Source organism: Paenibacillus sp. 01T424, from assembly GCF_056398745.1.
This window is the reverse complement of the sequence record NZ_JBFTPZ010000020.1, coordinates 17060-36941: the sequence shown is the minus strand read 5'-3', so window position 1 is coordinate 36941 and position 19882 is coordinate 17060. Positions and strand designations below refer to the sequence as shown.

The 19882-nt window shown below is 45.5% G+C and carries 15 protein-coding genes; 9 read left to right on the top strand and 6 right to left on the bottom strand.

The window, feature by feature from the left end:
- Positions 1 to 110 precede the first annotated feature (110 nt).
- The gene (ppk1, locus tag AC1DPK_RS16470; RefSeq protein WP_477511008.1) at positions 111 to 2177 is read left to right on the top strand and encodes a polyphosphate kinase 1; all 2067 of its coding nucleotides are present in this window, start codon (positions 111 to 113) and stop codon (positions 2175 to 2177) included.
- Here ppk1 and AC1DPK_RS16465 read toward each other — a convergent pair.
- Positions 2149 to 3696, bottom strand: coding sequence for a Ppx/GppA phosphatase family protein (locus tag AC1DPK_RS16465; protein WP_477511007.1), 1548 nt, complete (start codon positions 3694 to 3696; stop codon positions 2149 to 2151). The genes ppk1 and AC1DPK_RS16465 overlap by 29 nt on opposite strands.
- 306 nt (positions 3697 to 4002) lie before the next feature.
- On the opposite strand from AC1DPK_RS16465, the gene citZ reads away from it, so the two are divergent.
- The 7 genes from citZ to AC1DPK_RS16430 all read left to right on the top strand — a co-directional run bounded on the left by citZ (position 4003) and on the right by AC1DPK_RS16430 (position 12575).
- Positions 4003 to 5115: a citrate synthase gene (citZ, locus tag AC1DPK_RS16460; protein ID WP_076267792.1), complete on the top strand. Its 1113-nt coding sequence runs from the start codon at positions 4003 to 4005 to the stop codon at positions 5113 to 5115.
- A gap of 124 nt (positions 5116 to 5239) precedes the next feature.
- The gene (gene icd / locus AC1DPK_RS16455; protein ID WP_076267791.1) at positions 5240 to 6535 is read left to right on the top strand and encodes an NADP-dependent isocitrate dehydrogenase; all 1296 of its coding nucleotides are present in this window, start codon (positions 5240 to 5242) and stop codon (positions 6533 to 6535) included.
- Between the two features lie 383 nt (positions 6536 to 6918).
- The gene (gene mdh / locus AC1DPK_RS16450; protein ID WP_076267790.1) at positions 6919 to 7860 is read left to right on the top strand and encodes a malate dehydrogenase; all 942 of its coding nucleotides are present in this window, start codon (positions 6919 to 6921) and stop codon (positions 7858 to 7860) included.
- A 126-nt stretch (positions 7861 to 7986) separates the two neighbouring features.
- Positions 7987 to 10140 (top strand): DNA helicase RecQ, encoded by a 2154-nt coding sequence (recQ, locus tag AC1DPK_RS16445; RefSeq protein WP_477511006.1) that lies wholly within the window; start codon positions 7987 to 7989, stop codon positions 10138 to 10140.
- Between the two features lie 221 nt (positions 10141 to 10361).
- Complete coding sequence (locus AC1DPK_RS16440) at positions 10362 to 10784, top strand: hypothetical protein (protein ID WP_076267788.1); 423 nt, start codon at positions 10362 to 10364, stop codon at positions 10782 to 10784.
- 49 nt (positions 10785 to 10833) lie between these two features.
- Entirely contained in the window at positions 10834 to 11790 is a 957-nt protein-coding gene (locus AC1DPK_RS16435; protein WP_076267787.1) for a sugar kinase, read from the top strand.
- A 2-nt stretch (positions 11791 to 11792) separates the two neighbouring features.
- A complete protein-coding gene (locus AC1DPK_RS16430; RefSeq protein ID WP_441875652.1) occupies positions 11793 to 12575 on the top strand; it encodes a DeoR/GlpR family DNA-binding transcription regulator in 783 nt (260 codons plus the stop codon).
- 68 nt (positions 12576 to 12643) lie between these two features.
- Here AC1DPK_RS16430 and nagA read toward each other — a convergent pair whose 3' ends face one another.
- The gene (gene nagA, locus AC1DPK_RS16425) at positions 12644 to 13840 is read right to left on the bottom strand and encodes an N-acetylglucosamine-6-phosphate deacetylase (RefSeq protein ID WP_477511005.1); all 1197 of its coding nucleotides are present in this window, start codon (positions 13838 to 13840) and stop codon (positions 12644 to 12646) included.
- Positions 13841 to 14566, bottom strand: coding sequence for a glucosamine-6-phosphate deaminase (gene nagB, locus AC1DPK_RS16420; RefSeq protein ID WP_076267784.1), 726 nt, complete (start codon positions 14564 to 14566; stop codon positions 13841 to 13843).
- Positions 14567 to 15058: 492 nt separating this feature from the next.
- Here nagB and fni point away from each other — a divergent pair, with 492 nt between their 5' ends.
- Positions 15059 to 16114, top strand: coding sequence for a type 2 isopentenyl-diphosphate Delta-isomerase (gene fni / locus AC1DPK_RS16415; protein ID WP_477511004.1), 1056 nt, complete (start codon positions 15059 to 15061; stop codon positions 16112 to 16114).
- A gap of 73 nt (positions 16115 to 16187) precedes the next feature.
- Here the strand turns inward: fni and AC1DPK_RS16410 are convergent, their stop codons facing one another.
- From AC1DPK_RS16410 to AC1DPK_RS16400, 3 genes are read right to left on the bottom strand one after another with little or no spacing between them, the layout of a single operon-like run.
- Entirely contained in the window at positions 16188 to 17279 is a 1092-nt protein-coding gene (locus AC1DPK_RS16410) for a Ger(x)C family spore germination protein (RefSeq protein ID WP_477511003.1), read from the bottom strand.
- Positions 17276 to 18376, bottom strand: a complete 1101-nt coding sequence (locus AC1DPK_RS16405; RefSeq protein WP_477511002.1) for a GerAB/ArcD/ProY family transporter — start codon at positions 18374 to 18376, stop codon at positions 17276 to 17278. The genes AC1DPK_RS16410 and AC1DPK_RS16405 overlap by 4 nt, the downstream gene beginning before the upstream one ends.
- A complete protein-coding gene (locus tag AC1DPK_RS16400) occupies positions 18373 to 19704 on the bottom strand; it encodes a spore germination protein (protein WP_477511001.1) in 1332 nt (443 codons plus the stop codon). Before AC1DPK_RS16400 ends, AC1DPK_RS16405 begins: the two co-directional genes overlap by 4 nt.
- Between the last annotated feature and the right edge of the window lie 178 nt (positions 19705 to 19882).

The following is a 19882-nucleotide window of genomic DNA, read 5'->3' as shown; positions in this document are numbered from 1 at the left end:
GATAGATACAAGTCGTTTCTTGTCGTTATATTAGCATTCTTGATATGAGTCAAGAAGCGTATGTTAGAAAAGCAGGTTTATTTCGCAAAATTACTCAGGAGGCGTGAGAAATGACCAAGCTTTTGTCCAACTATGTAAATCGTGACTTAAGTTGGATCGAATTCAACCGAAGAGTTCTTCAAGAGGCGCAGGATCTCAGCAATCCGCTGCTTGAGAGAGCAAAGTTTTTGGCAATTGTCTCAAGCAATTTGGATGAATTTATGAGCGTGCGAGTCGCTGGCATCCAGATGCAGATGAGAGCCGGCTTATCCAAAACTGATTTTACGGGTTATACGCCCTCTGGACTTTGGAAGCGGCTGATTAAGCGAGCAACCCAAATGGTCCATGATCAATATCGTACATACAGAGAAGTGTTCCGAAGCCTCAGTCGTGAGGGCATTTTTATTCGTTCGCTGGATGAGCTTAATATAACGCAAACGAAAGCAGTCTCGGATTATTTTCATGAAATCGTATTTCCAGTACTTACACCGATGGCTGTCGATCAGAGCAGACCGTTCCCGCTTGTTCATACGAAAGAGCTGTATTTAGCAGTACTTCTAAGACAAGAGAGTGATCCGTCTGAAGAGGAGCCGTTATTTGCGATTGTCCAGGTACCTTCTATTTTACCGAGATTTGTACCTGTTCCTGGACGAATTAACAGCAAGAAAACGGAGTTTGTGCTTCTTGAGGATTTAATTGAAAAGTTCATCGATACGTTATTCAACGGCTATATTCCATTCTCAGTAAACCCGTTCCGCTTAACAAGGGATGCGGATATTACATTGAATGAAGAGGATGCCGAGGATCTGCTTGAGGAGATCGAAAAAGAGCTGCGTCGCCGCCGCTGGGGAATTCCTGTAAGGCTGGAGGTTTCCAAGGGGATGCACCCTTATGCGCTCGAAATGCTTACCGAAGAGCTGGAAATCGAAGATAATTTATTTGAAATAGATGGACCGCTTGATTTAAGCTTTTTGATGAAGTTTGCAGGAGCAGTACCGGGCAATGATAATTTGCGGTATGAGAAGCTTGAGCCAATTTATCCAAGAGAATTTGATCACACTGACGATATGTTTGAGGTCATCCGCCAGCGCGATGTTTTGATGTACCATCCATATGAATCATTTGACGCAGTTAATGACTTTGTCATGCAGGCTGCTTATGATCCCGACGTGCTAGCGATAAAAATGACGTTATACCGCGTGAGCGGCCAGTCTGCGCTAGTTCAAGCGCTTGCTAAGGCAGGCGAAGCTGGTAAGCAGGTAACGGTCGTTGTAGAGCTAAAGGCGAGGTTTGACGAGGAAAGGAACATCGCTTGGGCGCGTCAGCTGGAGAAGGCTGGTTGCCATGTCGTTTACGGCCTAGTTGGTCTGAAGACACATGCGAAAATCTTGTTAGTTGTAAGACGAGAGCATGGCACGCTGCGCCGCTACGTTCATGTAGGGACAGGGAATTATAATGACAGTACGGCAACATTATATACGGATATTGGACTTTTTACGTCACATCCAATAATCGGGGGCGATGCTTCGGCTTTGTTCAACGAGGTTACGGGTTATTCATCACCTTATGAGTGGAAAGCTTTTGGCGTTGCGCCTTCTGATTTGAAGGAAAAGCTTTATCGGTTAATCGATAGGGAAAGATTGAATGCAGCAGCCGGCAAGCCAGCTCGCATTATTGCCAAAATGAATTCTTTATCGAATCAAGAGATGATTGATAAGCTTTATGAAGCCTCTCAAGCGGGAGTGAAAATCGTATTAATCGTTCGCGGCGTTTGCTGCTTGCGGCCGGGTGTTCCTGGGCGCAGTGAAAATATTCAGGTAATAAGTATCGTCGACCGTTTTCTGGAGCATGCACGGATTATGTACTTCCATAATGGCGGGGAAGAAGAGGTATATTTGTCGAGCGCGGATTGGATGACTCGTAATCTTACAAGAAGGATCGAGCTTATGTGTCCCGTATTTGATCCAATTTTGAGACAAATATTGATCAAGATGCTTCAGCTTAATATCGATGATAATGTAAAAGCCCGTGAATTGCAGCCGAACGGTACTTATGAGCATCTTACTAGTGCTGATAAAGAGCCGTTCCGCAGTCAATTCGAGGCAAAGGTTATAGCGTCTTGGAAGGGACGTGCGTAGACGAAAAGTCGAGGCTCGGCGTGAATCCCCAAATTTTCTTGAATTCGCTGGCGAGCTCTTCCACTTCTCGGCGCTCAACTGCAAGCGTTCCTCGCGGCTGAACCGGGCGAAGCAGCAGCTGATAACCAGATAATTGGACATTTAGTTGAGCAATGGCTTGTGTTTCTCCGCGATCAAGCGCTGTTGACAGCTGCAGCAGTGAACCAAGCTTATAAATGACTTCAAGGTCGGATTCGTTAAGCAGTTCCTTATATTCGGAAATGTGCTGGCGAGCCCGGCCTTTGCTTTTGTAAGATGCGATAGCTGCTGTCATAATCATTTCGCGATGCGTTAGCCCATTCAACTGGGAATTAACAATAAGGTAGAAGGAATGCCTTGCATATTCGTAATAATCAATGGATGCACCGATTCGGAACAACTGTGACGCTGTGTCCAGCAGCACTCTCGATTGAGGTGTCAATGGATGAACATAGTTCAGGACATCATAAATCTCTAGAGAGATTCGGTTGACCTGCAGCACATGCTGCTTTGGTGCTTCTGGGTGCAGGGCACTTAAATTTGTTAGGCTATATTTGAGCACATCATCTAGTTTTGGACGATTTGGGAATCTGGTTGCATGGAACAAGCCATCGCGCAGTCCAGCACCGCAAATTCGGTAATAAGTTGCTTTGGTTGCACGGAATAATACGCGTAAAATAGCGACACCGGGTACAACTACATCAGCACGATCCTTGGACAAGCCCGGAAGTTTACGTCTTTTATCAAGCGGAAGCTTGCGCATTTGATGAAAGAGCTCATCAACGTGCTCGCTCGTAATCGGATAATTATGTGTTTGCGGAAAAGGGTATTTGTATGCGGCTTGATGCATTTTTCCTAATGCACGCACCGTTCCTCCGACACCGACGAGAGGCAGTCCTGCTGTTTCTCCAATCCAKGTCTCGTTTCGAGCCGCTTCTGCAACGATGGCTTCAAGCGCCTTCAGGTCTTCATCTTGGAGCGTACCTTTTGTGCCGAAACGTTTGTTGAAGCTTACGCAACCAAACGGAAAGGATACAGAATGAACGAGAACGCGGTTGCGAAATAATGAAAGCTCGGTGCTTCCACCGCCGATATCAATGAGAAGGCCGTCACGAATATTTAGTGAGTTAATCATGCCGAGAAAGCCGTACGAGGCTTCATCCTCACCGGTGAGCAATTCGATGGATAAGCCTGTGGCCGAATGAATACGAGCAAGGATTTCTGAACGATTATTTGCATTTCGAATAGCAGCCGTTGCGACTGCTCGAATATGGCTTGTATGATTATGTGTGCAAATCATGGTAAAATGATTCAGTGTGTCGATCAGATCATCGATCGCTGCACTTGGCAGACATCCGTTTTCATCAATACGTTCGCTTAGTCTGGCAGGCCGTTTACTGCTATCCGCCACACGATGAGCACCATTTGCTGTCTTCTCGTAAACGACGAGACGGACGGAGTTGGAGCCTATGTCAATAATTCCGATGCGTTGTCCTGTCATGTTGCGCCTCCAATACGGCAAAATTTGCTCTGTAAGTTCTCTTTTTGACATTTTACCACTTTATCCGTTTCTGTAAAAATAGTTTATGCTGCGGCTAAAATTGGAGCGAATAGGGAAAAATGCAGTTTGAGCATACGAAGTGAAGCGGAGAAATAATAAGCGAAAAAAATATTGATGACGCTGATAAAGCATTTTTATGTCTGTATTTGTTCACATAATTGCCGAAATCATTTATGATTAAAGGCGATGGTACAAAAACGACCCCTTTTTATTGTTTACGATAACCATGTTAAAGGAGAGAGAACGATGACAGCAACTAAAGGTCTGGAAGGAATTGTCGCAGCGACGTCCTCCATCAGCTCCATTATTGATGGCGTATTGACATACCGCGGTATTGATATTGATGATCTAGCGGAAAACGCTACTTTTGAAGAGGTTGCCTACCTGCTATGGTACGGTAAACTACCGAATCGTTCTGAGCTTGATGGACTGCAAAAGCAATTGGATCAATTTGCAGCGCTTCCAGAAGGCGTAATTGATCAAATTAAGCTTTATCCAAAAAATACAAATTCTATGGCTGCGCTTCGTACGGCAGTATCCAGCTTAGCATTGTACGATGAATCTGCAAACGATATGTCTCCTGAAGCGAATCAATTGAAAGCAATTAAATTGCAGGCGCAGCTGCCAACAATTATTGCTGCTTTTTCACGCATCCGCCTAGGACAAGAGCCTGTAGCTCCAAAGAAAGGCGTATCCATCGCCTATAATTTCTTGTATATGCTTACTGGCAGCGAGCCGGCTGAAGTTGCTGTTAAAGCACTTGATCAAGCGCTCGTTCTTCATGCTGACCACGAGTTGAATGCGTCGACATTTGCTGCTCGTGTAACCGTAGCAACGTTGTCGGACATTTATTCGGGCGTAACGTCCGCGATTGGCGCTTTGAAAGGCCCTCTTCATGGCGGTGCAAACGAAGCTGTAATGGTTATGCTTGAAGAAATCGGTTCTACTGCTAACGTTGAAAGCTTTATTAACAACGCGCTTGCAAACAAAGTGAAAATTATGGGCTTTGGTCACCGCGTTTACAAAAACGGCGATCCTCGCGCGAAGCATTTGCAAAAAATGTCCCGCGAGCTTGGCAAGCTGACAGGCAACATGGAGCTTTACGAAATGTCTGTTAAAATTGAAGAGCTCGTAACTGGACAAAAAGGCTTGAAGCCTAACGTGGACTTCTACTCAGCGTCTGTATATACAACGCTTGAAATTCCACGTGACTTGTTCACGCCTATTTTTGCAATCAGCCGGGTATCTGGTTGGAGCGCGCATATTCTTGAGCAATACCAAGATAACCGCTTGATCCGTCCGCGTGCCGACTATGTTGGTCCGGTTAATGCAAAGTACATTCCGATTGAACAGCGTTAATTCGTGATTTAAGTTACAATAGAGAGAGCGGATAAGCTCTACGCTCTCTGTTCTTTAAAAAAAGACATCATATTTCATTTATACTTGCTATAAAGCAGGTACAATTCTAAGGAGGATTTTATTCATGGCTAAGTTCGAAAAATTCGCGCTTCCAACTGAAGGCGAACAAATTACAATTGACAACGGTGTTCTTCAAGTACCTAACAACCCAATTATTCCTTTTATCGAAGGCGACGGCACTGGCCGCGACATTTGGAAAGCTTCGAAACGCGCACTTGATGCAGCGGTAGAAAAAGCTTATAACGGCGAGAAAAAAATCGCTTGGTACGAAGTATTTGCCGGCGAAAAAGCTTTCAACACATACGGCGAGTGGCTGCCTGCTGATACATTGACAGCAATCCGTGAATATATCGTTGCAATTAAAGGACCATTGACTACGCCTATCGGCGGCGGCATTCGTTCATTGAACGTTGCACTTCGTCAAGAACTTGATCTTTACACTTGCTTGCGTCCTGTTCGTTACTTCACTGGTGTACCTTCCCCAGTAAAACGTCCTGAGCTTGTTGACATGGTTATTTTCCGTGAAAATACAGAAGATATCTATGCGGGCATCGAGTACCAAGAAGGTTCTGCAGAAGTGAAGAAAGTAATCGAGTTCTTGCAAAACGAAATGGGAGCTAACAAAATCCGCTTCCCAGAAACTTCCGGTATCGGCATTAAGCCAGTATCGAAAGAAGGTTCGAAACGTCTTGTTCGCGCAGCGATCGAGTACGCAATCAAACACAGCAAAAAATCAGTTACACTTGTACACAAAGGCAACATCATGAAATACACAGAAGGCGCGTTCAAAAACTGGGGCTACGAAGTGGCTGAAGAAGAATTCGCTAACGAGACTTTCACATGGGGTCAATACGACCGCATTAAAGAAGCAGAAGGCACTGACGCAGCTAACAAAGCACAAAAAGATGCAGAAGCAGCTGGCAAGCTAATCGTTAAAGACGCAATTGCGGATATCGCATTGCAACAAGTACTTACTCGTCCGACTGACTTTGATGTTATCGCTACATTGAACTTGAACGGCGACTACTTGTCCGATGCTCTTGCAGCACAAGTTGGCGGTATCGGTATTGCTCCGGGCGCGAACATCAACTACTTGACTGGACACGCAATCTTCGAAGCTACTCACGGTACAGCTCCGAAATATGCTGACCTTGACGTAGTTAACCCAGGTTCCGTAATCCTTTCCGGCGTAATGCTTCTTGAGCACCTAGGCTGGCAAGAAGCGGCTGACCTTATCTATAAAGGTATGGAAGCTTCGATCAACAACAAAACAGTAACTTATGACTTCGCTCGCTTGATGGAAGGCGCAACAGAAGTAAAATGTTCCGCATTCGCAGACGAAATCATCAAAAACATGTAGTTTTATAAAAAGTAGGGGGGCAGATGCCCCCCTCATCTTTTATTCTATTGCTTTTCGCACGGAGGAATGGCGTCCCGCAGGGGAAAATTCCTAGCAGTTCGCAAAGGGAATGGCGTCCCGCAGGGGACACATTCTCTTCGCGAATAAGCGTAAAGCGTGTCCCAAAGGGACGAAAGCGATCCATGCTCAACAGTCGCTCAAGAGCGCCGATATCCCTCCTACGTTAGTCCAATTGGCAGGTGTCCAGAGGGCGCAGCGCCCCTTAGGTCCTCCCTTGGAAGGGAGGATTTAGGTGGGTTCGACATCTCTTGGGAGGTTGCAAGTGAAAACAGGGGGTCAAAGGGGTCTCCCCTTTAACTAAAGTTACAGGAGGTTTACACCAGATGGCGATTAAGCGTAAAAAAATTACTGTAGTAGGAGCTGGTTTCACTGGCGCTACTACTGCACTTATGCTAGCTCAAAAAGAACTAGGCGATGTTGTTCTTGTTGATATCGCACCGCTTGAAAACCCAACTAAAGGTAAAGCACTTGATATGCTTGAAGCGACACCGGTGCTTGGAGTAGATGCAAACATTATCGGTACTGCCAACTACGAAGATACAAAAGATTCTGATGTTGTGATCATCACTGCAGGCATCGCTCGTAAACCAGGTATGAGCCGTGACGACCTTGTTAGCACGAACGCTGGAATCGTAAGATCCGTTTGCGAAAACATTAAAGAAACTAGCCCTAACGCTTATGTTATTATTTTAAGCAACCCGGTGGATGCGATGACTTATGCAGCATTCCAAACGCTTGGATTTCCTAAAAACCGTGTAATCGGTCAATCAGGCGTCCTTGATACAGCTCGTTATTGCACATTTATTGCGCAAGAACTTAATGTATCCGTTGAAGATGTTCGCGGCTTTGTGCTTGGCGGGCATGGCGACGATATGGTCCCACTCGTTCGCTACTCAAATGTTGGTGGCATCCCCATTGAGAAGCTTATATCAGCAGAACGAATTGAAGCAATCGTACAACGCGCTCGCGTTGGCGGCGGCGAAATCGTAAACCTGCTCGGCAACGGCAGCGCGTATTATGCGCCTGCAGCTTCGCTGGTTCAAATGACAGAAGCCATCCTTAAAGACAAAAAACGTATTATTCCAGTTATCGCTTTGCTTGAAGGCGAATACGGTTATAATAACTTGTTCATGGGTGTGCCAACAATCATTGGCGGTGACGGCATTGAAAAGGTGCTTGAGCTTGATTTGACTGCTGAAGAGAAGGCTGCACTTGATAAATCTGCTCAATCCGTACGCAACGTTATCCAAGTAGTAACAGGCTAGCAAGCAAGCTCAATTGCTGCTTTTATAAATGAATGCGTTTGGGAGGACCCTGACAGAATGCTGCCAGGGTCCTCTTGTTTATTTTCAAGGTACAAAAGAAAAGGTTTACTATGGGAGGGGTACAGGTTGATCGAACAAGCAAGACAAGCCTTAAAACAGGTATATGGCTATAACTTTTTCCGTAAAGGACAGGAAGACATTATATCGGGGATTATGAATGGACGCGATACACTAGCTATTTTGCCGACCGGCGGCGGAAAATCGATTTGTTATCAAATTCCATCCATGCTTTTGCCGGGAACGTCTCTTGTTATTTCGCCGCTCATCTCGCTCATGAAGGATCAGGTTGATGCGCTGAGGCGAGTCGGGGTATCTGCAGCGTTTCTTAACAGCTCGCTAGGAGCAGCTGAATATCGAGATGTGATGCGAAACGCGATGATGGGAGAATATAAGCTGCTGTATGTTGCGCCTGAACGACTTGATGCGCCGATGTTCCAATCGTTATCTGAGACGCTCACTATACCGCTCATTGCGATAGACGAGGCTCACTGCGTATCGCAGTGGGGGCATGACTTCCGTCCCAGCTATCGTCAGCTGGCAGGCTGGATTGCTCGAATGAAAGATCGGCCGCTCGTTGCGGCGTTTACAGCTACAGCTACAAACGAGGTAGCGCTTGATATTTCAGAAATGCTCAAGCTGCGTGAACCTAGCATTTTTGTAACGGGATTTGCGAGACCGAATTTGTCTCTATCCGTCGTTACAGGCGTGGATAAGAAAAAGTTTCTTGAGAGCTTCATATCAGGGCGTAAGGATCAATCAGGCATTATCTATGCAGCAACTAGAAAAGAAGTAGAGAATGTATATGAGCAATTAACACGCAGAGGCATTCAAGCAGGCAAATACCACGGTGGGTTGTCGGATGCTGAGCGCGCTGACACGCAGGAGAAGTTTCGATTCGATGAGATTCGTGTAATGGTTGCAACGAACGCTTTTGGAATGGGCATAGATAAACCAAACGTTCGTTATGTGCTGCATTGGCAAATGACTAGCGATATTGAATCCTATTACCAAGAAGCTGGCCGTGCCGGCCGTGATGGAGAGGAGAGCGAATGCATTCTCTTGTTTGAACCGGCTGATATGCAGGTGCAACGCTTTCTGATCGAACAGGGCACTGGGGATTCAGATCGTAAATCGATTCAGCTATCTAAGCTCCATACCATGATGAACTATAGTCGGACACAGCGTTGTTTGCAGCAGTTTATCGTTGATTATTTCGGAGAGACGGATGTTGTGGCATGCGGGAAATGCAGCAGCTGTCTCGATAAGAGCGAGCCGGTTAACCGGACGGAGGAAGCGAAGATGGCGCTCTCCTGCGTAGGTCGAATGAGAGGGCGTTTCGGTGTAACGATGGCAGCCAAAGTACTAAAGGGATCGCGTGATAAACGGCTGCTTGAATTTGGGCTCGATCGTTTGACTACTTACGGTTTAATGCGGCATTTGCCCGAGAAAGAGATAGCGGATTGGCTTTATTGGCTCGTGGCTGAAGGATACTTAAAGCTTAGTGAAGGGCAATATCCAGTCGTCTCGCTAACTGCGAGCGCACTGCCGGTACTGGAAGGCCGCGAACCAATTATGCAAAGAGTTAGAGCAACGGTTCGGCAAGCAGCCTCTTCCGATTCAGCAGCTGCTTCACCTCTATTCGATGCGCTCAAGCAATGGCGCAAAGAAAAGGCAGCTACAGAGGGTGTGCCTCCATTTATGTTGTTCTTTGATGCAACGCTGCGAGAAATCGCAATGGCTCGTCCGCAAAACGAGAATCAATTGCTTAGCGTGAAGGGGATTGGTGCTGCGAAGGCGGAGAAATATGGAGAAGATCTGCTCTCGATTATTCATTCATTCGGAGGCGAAGGTCAAGCCGAAGGAATGATAATAACTGCGGCTAGAGAGCCGTCAGTCGTCAAGAAGGCAGCAACGAATGATGAGCAGCCAAGTCACTATGCTACGCTCGAGCTATTTCAAAGTGGGCTGGAACCTGATGAAATAGCGAAGGAACGCGGATTAACGAAAGTAACCGTTGAAGGACATATCATACGGTGTGCAGATGAAGGTGAAGAAATCGATTGGAGCAGAATCATTCCAGCAGAATATGAGCAATTGATCGTCCATGCCATTGGCGAGCAAGGAATCGATAAGCTGCGTCCCATAAAGGATGCGTTGCCTGAGGAAGTTACTTATTTTGCAATTCATGGGGTTATGAGTAAATACGGCTTTAAAGCTTAAAGCCAACCGAAAATCGATTAAAATGAGCTTTCTAATTAAAGTGTGAAAATTTAGGGAACGATTTCGGAGCTAATTCAACAAAAAAGGGTATAAAACCTCGGTTCAGGAGCATAGTCATTTGAAAAAAATCTCGTTTCTGATAAACTATTTATAGAATTAATTTTGGCAATTGCGAATCAATGAATGGATGATTACGCTTCACCAAAACAGGAGGAGTTAAAATGTTTAAAGTAATGTTATTTTTGCACGTGATTGGTGCAGTAGGTATGGGCTTCTATATCGTTCTTCCAATCATGCTAGGTAGAGCTACTAAGCTTGCCGGAGTTGGACAAGGCGGATTAGCTGACGGCCTGCGTTCGGCAAACCGAATTGCGCAATATTTTCTAGTTTTGCAGCTGCTAACAGGTGGATATTTGATGTCGCAAGCGGATTACAAGGTGGCATGGATGGTCATTATTATTTTGCTGTTCCTGGCAATTGCGGCACTAGGCGGAATTATTTCCAAGCCGCTTAAGCTTGTAGTAGCTTCCATTCAAGAAGGCAAAAGCGCAACTGCACACATTAACAAAGCACGCGTGATGAGCATCATCGTATTGGTGCTATATATCGCTATTATCTACTTCATGAAGTTTCCGATGATMTAAAGCTAATATGGATAACGCCGATTATATAACGCTATAGGGGGATTTTTACGTGTTAGAATCATCGCCGCAAATTGTTACGTTTGGCGAATCAATGGCTTTGTTTATGCCAGAGGAGCATAAGTCAATCGAACGCGCCGCTACGCTGGAACAAAGCTTTGGCGGAGCGGAAAGCAATGTCGCAATAGGACTTGCACGTCTAGGCTCCTCTGTTGGATGGTTTGGCGCTCTCGGCGACGATCCGTTTGGCAAAATTATTTTGAAGACGCTGCGGGGCGAGGGTGTAGACGTATCTCGTGCGCAGCTTAGCTCGGAAGCTCCTACGGGCATGATGTTTCGTGAGCATGTAGCAGGTAGAACAGCCGTTCATTATTTCAGAAAGCATTCGGCAGCTAGTCGGATGCTGCCTGAGCATCTTGACGAGAATTATATTCGCGGTGCTAAACTGCTTCATGTAACCGGTATCACAGCTGCACTTAGCGAGGATTGCCGCAAGACGGTTCGTCGCGCTATCGATATTGCGAAGGAAGCTGGGGTGCTTGTCAGCTTTGACCCGAACCTGCGGCTTAAGCTGTGGTCAATCGAAGAAGCTCGTGCAGCACTGCTGCCGCTTGCAGCAGATGCGGATTACTTTTTGCCAGGATGGGACGAGCTTAAGCTATTGTACGAAACAGACGATTATGAGCATATTAAAGGCCAGCTAAATCAATTAAAAGCGGTGTCGATCATTAAAGGCAGAGGCGACACGACGATTGTTCTAAACAAAGGGCAGGAAGAAAGCTTGCCTTTTTATCCGGCTGAGCAGGTTGTTGATACTGTAGGCGCGGGTGACGGCTTTTGCGCTGGTTTCTTGGCAGGAATTATGAAGGGCTTATCCCCTGTAGAAGCAGTACGCCTTGCAAGTATTAATGGATCATTAGTCGTTCAAATGCGTGGCGACTGGGAAGCTTTGCCGGAATGGAGTGTCGTCCAACAGCGGATGTCCGCCAAGGCTTGGGTGGAGCGCTGACAATGGCTGAATTGATCGGTAACAAGGGTCAGCGTCGCCGTGAAGCTATTCTGCAGCTTTTGAAGCAGCAGGGCAGGGTGACGATTTTGGAAATGGTTGAGCGCTTCGGCTGCTCTGAGGCGACGGCTCGAAGAGATCTTGAGCAAATGGAAGCTGATTATCCGGTTATTCGGACAATTGGCGGTGCGATGTACGATGGAATGAATTCAGTTAGGGATTTGCCTTTTGCGGAGAAGGAAGGTTTGTCGATTCTAGAGAAAGAGCATATCGCGGAATTAGCTGCTTCTTTAATTTTGGAAGGCGATGTGATTGGTCTCTCTGGCGGTACAACAAATTTCCTTATTGCTAAGATGATCAAATCGAGGCGAGGCATCACGGTAGTAACCAATGCGGTTAATATCGCGATGGAGCTGGCAGGCAGCGATATTCAGGTTGTCGTTACCGGCGGCATTATGCGCCATAACAGCTTTGAGCTGTGCGGTCCTCTAGGTGAGGGAATGGTCGCTCATTTGCATATCGGAAAGATGTTTATCGGTGTTGATGGTATATCTGCTGCTGGCGGCATCACGACCTACTCCGAGCAAGAAGCGCAAATTGCTAAAGCACTCATTAAGCGTTCACAAGCGGCATATGCCGTATTCGATCATACGAAGACAGATCGCACCTCGTTATTTTCCATTGCATCCTTATCCGAGCTGAAAGGCGTCATTACGGATGTTCCGCTCACTGATGAGCTTGCAGCTGAAATGAAGCAGCACGGTATTTCCGTATACGTGACGGATTAACAAATATTAAAAAGAGGTTCCGTGTTCAAAGGTTATCTAACCTTTGAGCACGGAACCTCTTGCTTTTTTTACGCTTGTTYAGCCTCGTATATGGAACGGCCTTGCGCCCAAGTCTGTTGAACCTGCATTTGCGAGTCAATCCATACAAGATCAGCTTGTTTGCCGCTCGTAATTGTACCTGTACGGTCGCTGATGCCAAGCTGTTTTGCTGCATTGCCACTAGCCAACCGACTAATTTCAGAAAGCGATAGGTTGGTATGCTCATGGATAAAGCGTACGGCACCAATCATCGTTAAACAGCTGCCTGCTAGGGCGTTGCCATCTTTTAATCTTGCTTCGCCGTTTTTTACGATGACGGCTAAGCCTCCGAGACTATATTCGCCTTCCGGCATGCCTGCTGCTGCCATCGCATCTGTGATCAGTATAACCTTATCTAAAGGTTTAGCAGCGAGCACCAAACGAATTGCAGCAGGATGCACGTGAATACCATCGGCTATGAGCTCGGCCACAATTCGGTCATCGGTCAATACAGCTCCTAGCGTTCCGGGCTCACGGTGATGCAGACCACGCATTGCATTATAGGTATGAACAGCCTGCGTAAGGCCAGCATCAGCAGCAGCGATCACTTCATCATAGACAGCATCCGTATGCCCGCAGGCTGTGACGATCCCTTGCTCAGCAAGCCAAGCGATGGTCTCAATCGCACCGCTTTTCTCAGGAGCCAGTGTAAGCTGACGGAGAAGATCGGGCCACTTGGCATGCCATTGCTGCATCCATTCCAGCTGAGGTGTTTTAATATAAGCTGGGTTTTGAGCGCCTGGCCATGCCTCGCTTATGAACGGGCCTTCCAAATGTACGCCATACAAGGCTGCGTAAGGCATTTCACTGCTGCGGTAATCTGCAACGGCATGCAATACGTCTTCAATTGCTTCCTTAGGAGCAGTCATCGTTGTAGCAAGCATGCCTGTCGTACCTTGTGAGGCATGGAATTTAGTAATGGTGTCAAAGCTTTCACGGCTGGCATCCATAAAATCCGCACCAAATCCACCGTGAACATGCACATCAATAAAACCAGGAAGCAGCCAGCCTCCCTTTCCGTCTATAGACAACTGTGCATCTGAAGCCTCATTTGCTGCCTCGTTGTCATCTTGGGCAATAATTTTTGCAATTTTCCCATCTTGTACAAAAACACTGCCGTTAACTATCCCATCTTCAAGCACGATATTTACGTTGTGGATGAACCAGTTTGCAGAGTTTAGGGTCATTTAACTTAACATCCTTCCCGCCTCGCGGTCTAGTAGAACAATGACGCGCGCATGAGTTTGCAGCAATGAAGCCGGTACGTTAGTCGTAATTGGACCAGTCAATGCTTCTTTTACAATTTCTGCTTTGTCAGCACCACGAACAGCCAGCACGATCGTATTAGCTTTTAAAATAGAGCCAACACCCATCGTAATTGCATACTCAGGTACTTCATCCATAGAATCGAAGAAACGAGCATTTGCTTCACGCGTTTCCTCTTTTAATTTAACAACGTGAGTGCCGCCAGAAAGATTAACATCAGGCTCATTGAATCCAATATGACCGTTGTGGCCTAGACCAAGCAATTGAATATCTACTGGTCTTGCTTCTAGCATTGCATCGTAAGCATTCGATTCCAGCTCAACATCCGAAGCCATGCCATTTGGCAAATGGATTTGGTTCTCGGGAATATCGATGTGCGAGAACAGATGCTGCTTCATGTAGTAGGCGTAGCTTTGGTCGTTATCAGGCTTGATTCCGACATATTCATCCAAATTGAACGTTGTCACATCTTTAAAGCTAACGTTGTTTTGTTTATGCAGTTCTACTATTTTGTCATAAATTCCGATGGGTGTCGATCCTGTTGCAAGGCCTAGTACTGCATCTGGTTTCTCTTTAACGATACCTACAAATAATTCCGCAGCATAAGCATCTAATTCCTGTTGTGTATCAAATATAATCATTTCCATGTTTAGTCCCCCTATAAGGCTTTTGTTAGTTATATTTTATATGAATTTCGACGGTTTAACAAGATAAAATGATTGTAAAATTCAAATAAATGATTGTAAAAATCATTTATCTACTGAGCTAGCCGTCGCTTCTAACTCATCGGTCAGGCTCATATTTTTAGGATTGGGGTTAGTCTCTTTATAATGCCACATTTATTAGAAGAACTATTCTAGACGCCAGAGCGCATGCATCAGAATGGACGGATCAGCTTATGTGTCAATGTCGTGGAGTTGAGAGCGTGAATCAAAAAAATGTGCTAAACTAGTACATAGTTACTACGCTGAAAAGGTTATGAAGTGTAAAGTGCAAGCAGGCCTAATGGATACATATATGTTCAGCTTATTGATGAGGAAATTCACAAGTTGAATACGCAGGAATAGAAGATAGAGAAGCGAAACGTGAGCGGCGCTGCTATAAAAGGCGTTGGCCGTTTAAGCTTGGGAGGAACAAGCATGTCAGTAGATCAGCAAGCAGCAACTGCAAAGCGTAAAGGAGAACATATACGTATTTGCTTGCAGGAGCAAGTAAACAGCGTTGGCATTGAAACGGGCTTGGGGCGGTACCGCTTTAAGCATAATGCACTGCCTGAGCTTTCCTTCGCTGAAGTAAGCCTAAATACAGATTGGTTCGGCAAAAAGCTTGGAGCCCCACTGCTCGTTAGCTCCATGACTGGAGGAACGGATGAAGCAGGGGCTATTAATCGTCGATTGGCGGTTGTGGCAGAAACGAGGGGCTGGGCGATTGGGCTAGGCTCCATGCGCGCCGCAATAGAAAACGAACAGCTCGCAGCTTCGTTCTCCATACGGAAAGATGCGCCTACCGTACCGGTTATTGCTAACATTGGTGCGGTTCAGTTGAATTATGGTTTTGGTGTAGAATCATGCCGCAGAGCTGTAGACATTGCTGAAGCGGATGCGTTAGTCCTGCATCTCAACAGCATGCAAGAGGTGTTTCAACCCGAAGGAGATACCGATTTCCGCAATTTATTGGTTTCGATTGAGCAGGTTTGCAGGTCGCTTAATGTACCGGTTGGAGTAAAAGAAGTGGGCTGGGGCATTGATGCGGAAACAGCAGCAGCGCTTGTGGGTGCAGGCGTTTCCTTTATTGACGCTGCTGGAGCGGGTGGAACTTCATGGAGCCAAGTCGAGAAGTTTCGCTCCACCGATGATCTAAGAAGGCAAGCTGCTGAAGCATTCGCGGATTGGGGCATACCGACTGCTGAGAGTGTGACAGAAATTCGCGCTGCGCTTCCCGAGGCTAATATTATTGCAAGCGGAGGTTTGCGTACGGGTGTTGATGCTGCGAAAGCAATTGCGCTAGGCGCAAATCTTGCTGGCTTTGGACGCGTATTGCTGCCGCAAGCGGCTAGCAGCAGCAAGGAAATTTCGCAGGAGCAATTGCTGCAGCAATTCGAACGCATTGAGTTTGAAATGCGTACGGCGATGTTTGGCATTGGCGTTGGTACGGTTAATGAGCTGCGTCAAACAAACCGATTGATCCTAAAATAATAGTTAAATATCATTCGAGGTGAGCCAGAAGCAACAAGCTTCTGGCTCACCTCTTTTGTTTTTGGTGCTAACCCTATTTGATAATGCCTGTTCCTTCAATTTTTATATTGGCATTTACGATAAATTTAACGTTAGGGTAGATGGACTGCCACTGCTGCCAAGCCTCCTTACCAGGATGGGTAGCTCGATAGCGCAGTCCGAAACCTATGGGATCTACATTTGCTTTTTGGATTTTTTTGAGAAGCGCGAGGCAAGATTCAGCATATTCCTTATTTAAATTTTGCTCAATGGGCTGCCACTGATCTTCATATATGCCTTTTGGCGCTTCCTCAAATACGACCCTGATCTTCACATCAAGCGTGATCGTGTCTTGGCCGTTTTGCTTACCGAGTCGGAAATTTGAGTGCATATCCGTAATCGCAACGACTAAATCCAAGCCTTCAAACATGCCATGCATCGAAGATTTGGTGAAATCTTCCGCGAGCTGATTGTAAAGCTGCGATTCAGCTGGAGACAATATAAGCTTGACCTTTGTTTTGTCCAGCAGCGCTGTTCGGTTGATGACGAAGCTCTTTTTACCATCCTTTGTAATAACAGGCATCAGCGGATCGAGTCCTTCCTCGGAAGCACGCCTAGCGAAGTCTGATAACGTTTCTACGTAAGTATAGGATGACTCGGTTCCGTCAGCTCCAAAGCTTAAAAAAAGCGTGTTGCCCGGATAACGCTCGGACACAGGCTTTATTTTCAGCAGTGATTCCGCGTCCGGTTTCCCGATAGCAATATCGGCGACACTTTGGATATCTCTTCTCCGCGACATCCATTGCAATATTTCCGTATAGTTTTGGCGGGCAATCTTCTCACCAATGAGAAACACTTTGCAATGCCCGAAATCCAGCTCCTTGTCGACGTAGGATTTCAACATTCGAATGCCTTCTGCGACGGTTTCTGTATCAATGGTCTCGATCTGCGTTTTCGATGCGCCAGGCTCGATCTTTGGAGACGGAACAGCAAGCAGCAGGGAAAGACGAAACGGTTTTTTCTCATTATCTGAAGCATCTATGCCAAGAGCGACCACGAAGAATCGTTTGTCGATATCCTTGAACCCGCAGCCGCCAAGCAAACCAAGAGAGAGGATTAACAAAAAGACTCGAAAGGTGATGCTCATACGGCTTTGGACCTCCTTTTGCTAAGCACGAACACCCAAACGACGATTAATATTTCCACGAAAAATCGGACAATGAGCCAATAGGTAGTAATGATCATGTTCATCTTTTCGTTCGTCAGCATGAGATATAGGATGGAGAGCAATGCAAAAATGCCGACGATGACATAGTTGGACATCGGTGTTTTGAGACTATCAAACTCCGGCCTATAGCTTGGAAAACAAGATTTCACAAACTCCATCGCCTGATGCCAGCCGGACATCGTATAAACGAGAGTTAGGTTCAAAAAAACGATTAGAAAAAGAAACAACACACGTTCAATAAAGCCGTATTGCATAAGCAGGGAATCAGCGGTCTGGCTCCATATGTAAATGTATTGGTTTACGCCTTCCGTTCCATGAAAACCAATGGGCACAAAAAATGTAATCAATAAAATAACAGCGCCGGCTATCGGATAGATAAAGCGGAATTTAAAACGGAAATTTGGTGGAAATAGCCGATTGAACAATGAAAGATTAATATAACCGGTAAAAATGAACGTAGAGGCTGCAATGCAGGTCAATGTAGGCATTTCCGTTATGTAGTTGGCTACGACATGAATCGCATCCCAATTAAGCTGATTGCTTCGTACGGCTTTAAACAATATAAAGATGATGATTGGAGCATTTACGATCATGCCGATTTCAACGATGAACATTACTGAGAGGGTTGAACGTGTGGCAGCATAACCGCAGGCAATGACGAGCATGGCTAGAATAATATTCGCATCCGCGTCTGGATTGAAAAAACGATTAATAAGAATGGCGTAGGCAACAACAACGATAGTCGTTGCAAACCACCACATAACTGAAAAAAATAACATGGAGACCGTAACGAGCCATTGCGGAGAATGTAGCTTTAATATCTCAGGCAATCCTTTTCCCGGATAACGAGCCATTGCACTTGTATACATATAGACGAGTATCGTACCAATAACAATCCCGACCACAATAGAAGATACGGCACCGGTATAGCGATATTGAATAAGGATATGTGGGACATACAGCAATAGATTAATGAAACTCACGAGTATAAAGTTGTAATAGAAATAACGGTTCATTTAATCTTCACCTGCCCCACATCGCCTTCTAACGGCCTTAGTTTTCCGAAAATACGCATATATGGCTTGCCAAAGCTTCTTAGGCTGCATAAATAAGTGATATAGATAAACAAACCAACGGCTACTCCAGTGATGCCAAAGAAAATAGAGATTCCGATTAGCGGATACTTTAAAAAACGGACAGCAAATGACAGCGAATTGACAGGAATAACGAAATTCGAAATAGCTACGACTGACGTTACGATAATCATAATGCTGCTTACGAGACCAGCTTGCTGAGCGGCTTGTCCTAGAATAAGTCCTCCAACGGTTGTAGCCGTGGAGCCGATGTACCTGGGCAAGCGAATGCTTGCCTCGATTAGTGTTTCGATCATAAAGAGCATAATAAATACTTCTATGAACGATGGATAAGGAACAGCAGAACGGCTGCCTGCAATGGAGAAAGCAAGCTGCACGCGAAACAGCTCTGGATTATAGGAGACAACGGAAATATAGAGAGCAGGCAAAGTGATTGTGAGCAAAGTTGAAGTGTAACGAAGGAAGATAAGAAAACGAGTCATCCAATAGGAGTCGTAATCATCCTCTACTGCGTGCATGAAATCAAAAAAAGTGGACGGCAAAATAAGAGCGAACATGTTTCCCTTTACGAGAATGATTATTTTCCCTTTGGAAATCGCACTGGTAATGCGGTCAGGACGTTCTGTAATAAGAATAGTTGGAAACAAATGCTTGCGATTGCCGACTAACAGCTTCTCAAGCTCACCAGCGGATTGAAGCATTTCCACGTTAATCGTTGTTAACTTTGTACGTACATTATCAAGTACGGTAGGATCTACACGTCTCTGATCAAATAAGGCGAACACGGGTGTTTGGGACAATGTTCCAATTGTATGCTCTTCTACCGAAAGATCGGGGGAAGGGTACATGCCGCGGATCAGATTGAGTGATATATTTATATTTTCGCTTAATGCGATCTGAGGGCCCTGAATAGCACTTTCCACTTGTGTTTGTGAATTCTCAATACAGATGACACGTTCAGCTTTGAATGAATAGACGACTTCATTTGCTTGAATCAGGACATGCCCGCGCAGAAGAAGACTTTGCCACATAGCGACATCTTCCAGTATTYCATAATCGGGATTTGTATCCAGCTGAGCTTGAAACGAATATTCCTCTTTTATAAAAGGGACGATAATGAAATCGCTTATTTTTTTCTCTTCGCATAACGGTTCGATATAGGCGACTTCGATACTCATTTCGCTATTTTTCAAATTTTCCAATTTGATATCGATGGCTTCTGCAAATAATAAACGAATACGTTCATTCATGCCGGTTCCTCCCTTCAAATGATGCTGAGTTGCAAAAAGATCTGGATAAGCTTCCATAGTTTGCACGTATAATTTGAAAACTATCCTTATTTGATTCGATTTTGCCAGTAAGTTGGAATTCAAGTACAATAAAGTGATCATCATTCGCAAGCAATTCGCATGACCATGATGAAGGAGA

Coding starts and splice junctions, on each gene's coding strand:
- nagB (WP_076267784.1), bottom strand. CDS start 14,566: ATGGAAATGATTATATTTGATACACAACAGGAATTAGATGCTTATGCT.
- citZ (WP_076267792.1), top strand. CDS start 4,003: ATGACAGCAACTAAAGGTCTGGAAGGAATTGTCGCAGCGACGTCCTCC.
- icd (WP_076267791.1), top strand. CDS start 5,240: ATGGCTAAGTTCGAAAAATTCGCGCTTCCAACTGAAGGCGAACAAATT.
- ppk1 (WP_477511008.1), top strand. CDS start 111: ATGACCAAGCTTTTGTCCAACTATGTAAATCGTGACTTAAGTTGGATC.
- AC1DPK_RS16410 (WP_477511003.1), bottom strand. CDS start 17,279: ATGAGCATCACCTTTCGAGTCTTTTTGTTAATCCTCTCTCTTGGTTTG.
- mdh (WP_076267790.1), top strand. CDS start 6,919: ATGGCGATTAAGCGTAAAAAAATTACTGTAGTAGGAGCTGGTTTCACT.
- AC1DPK_RS16430 (WP_441875652.1), top strand. CDS start 11,793: ATGGCTGAATTGATCGGTAACAAGGGTCAGCGTCGCCGTGAAGCTATT.
- AC1DPK_RS16405 (WP_477511002.1), bottom strand. CDS start 18,376: ATGAACCGTTATTTCTATTACAACTTTATACTCGTGAGTTTCATTAAT.
- fni (WP_477511004.1), top strand. CDS start 15,059: ATGTCAGTAGATCAGCAAGCAGCAACTGCAAAGCGTAAAGGAGAACAT.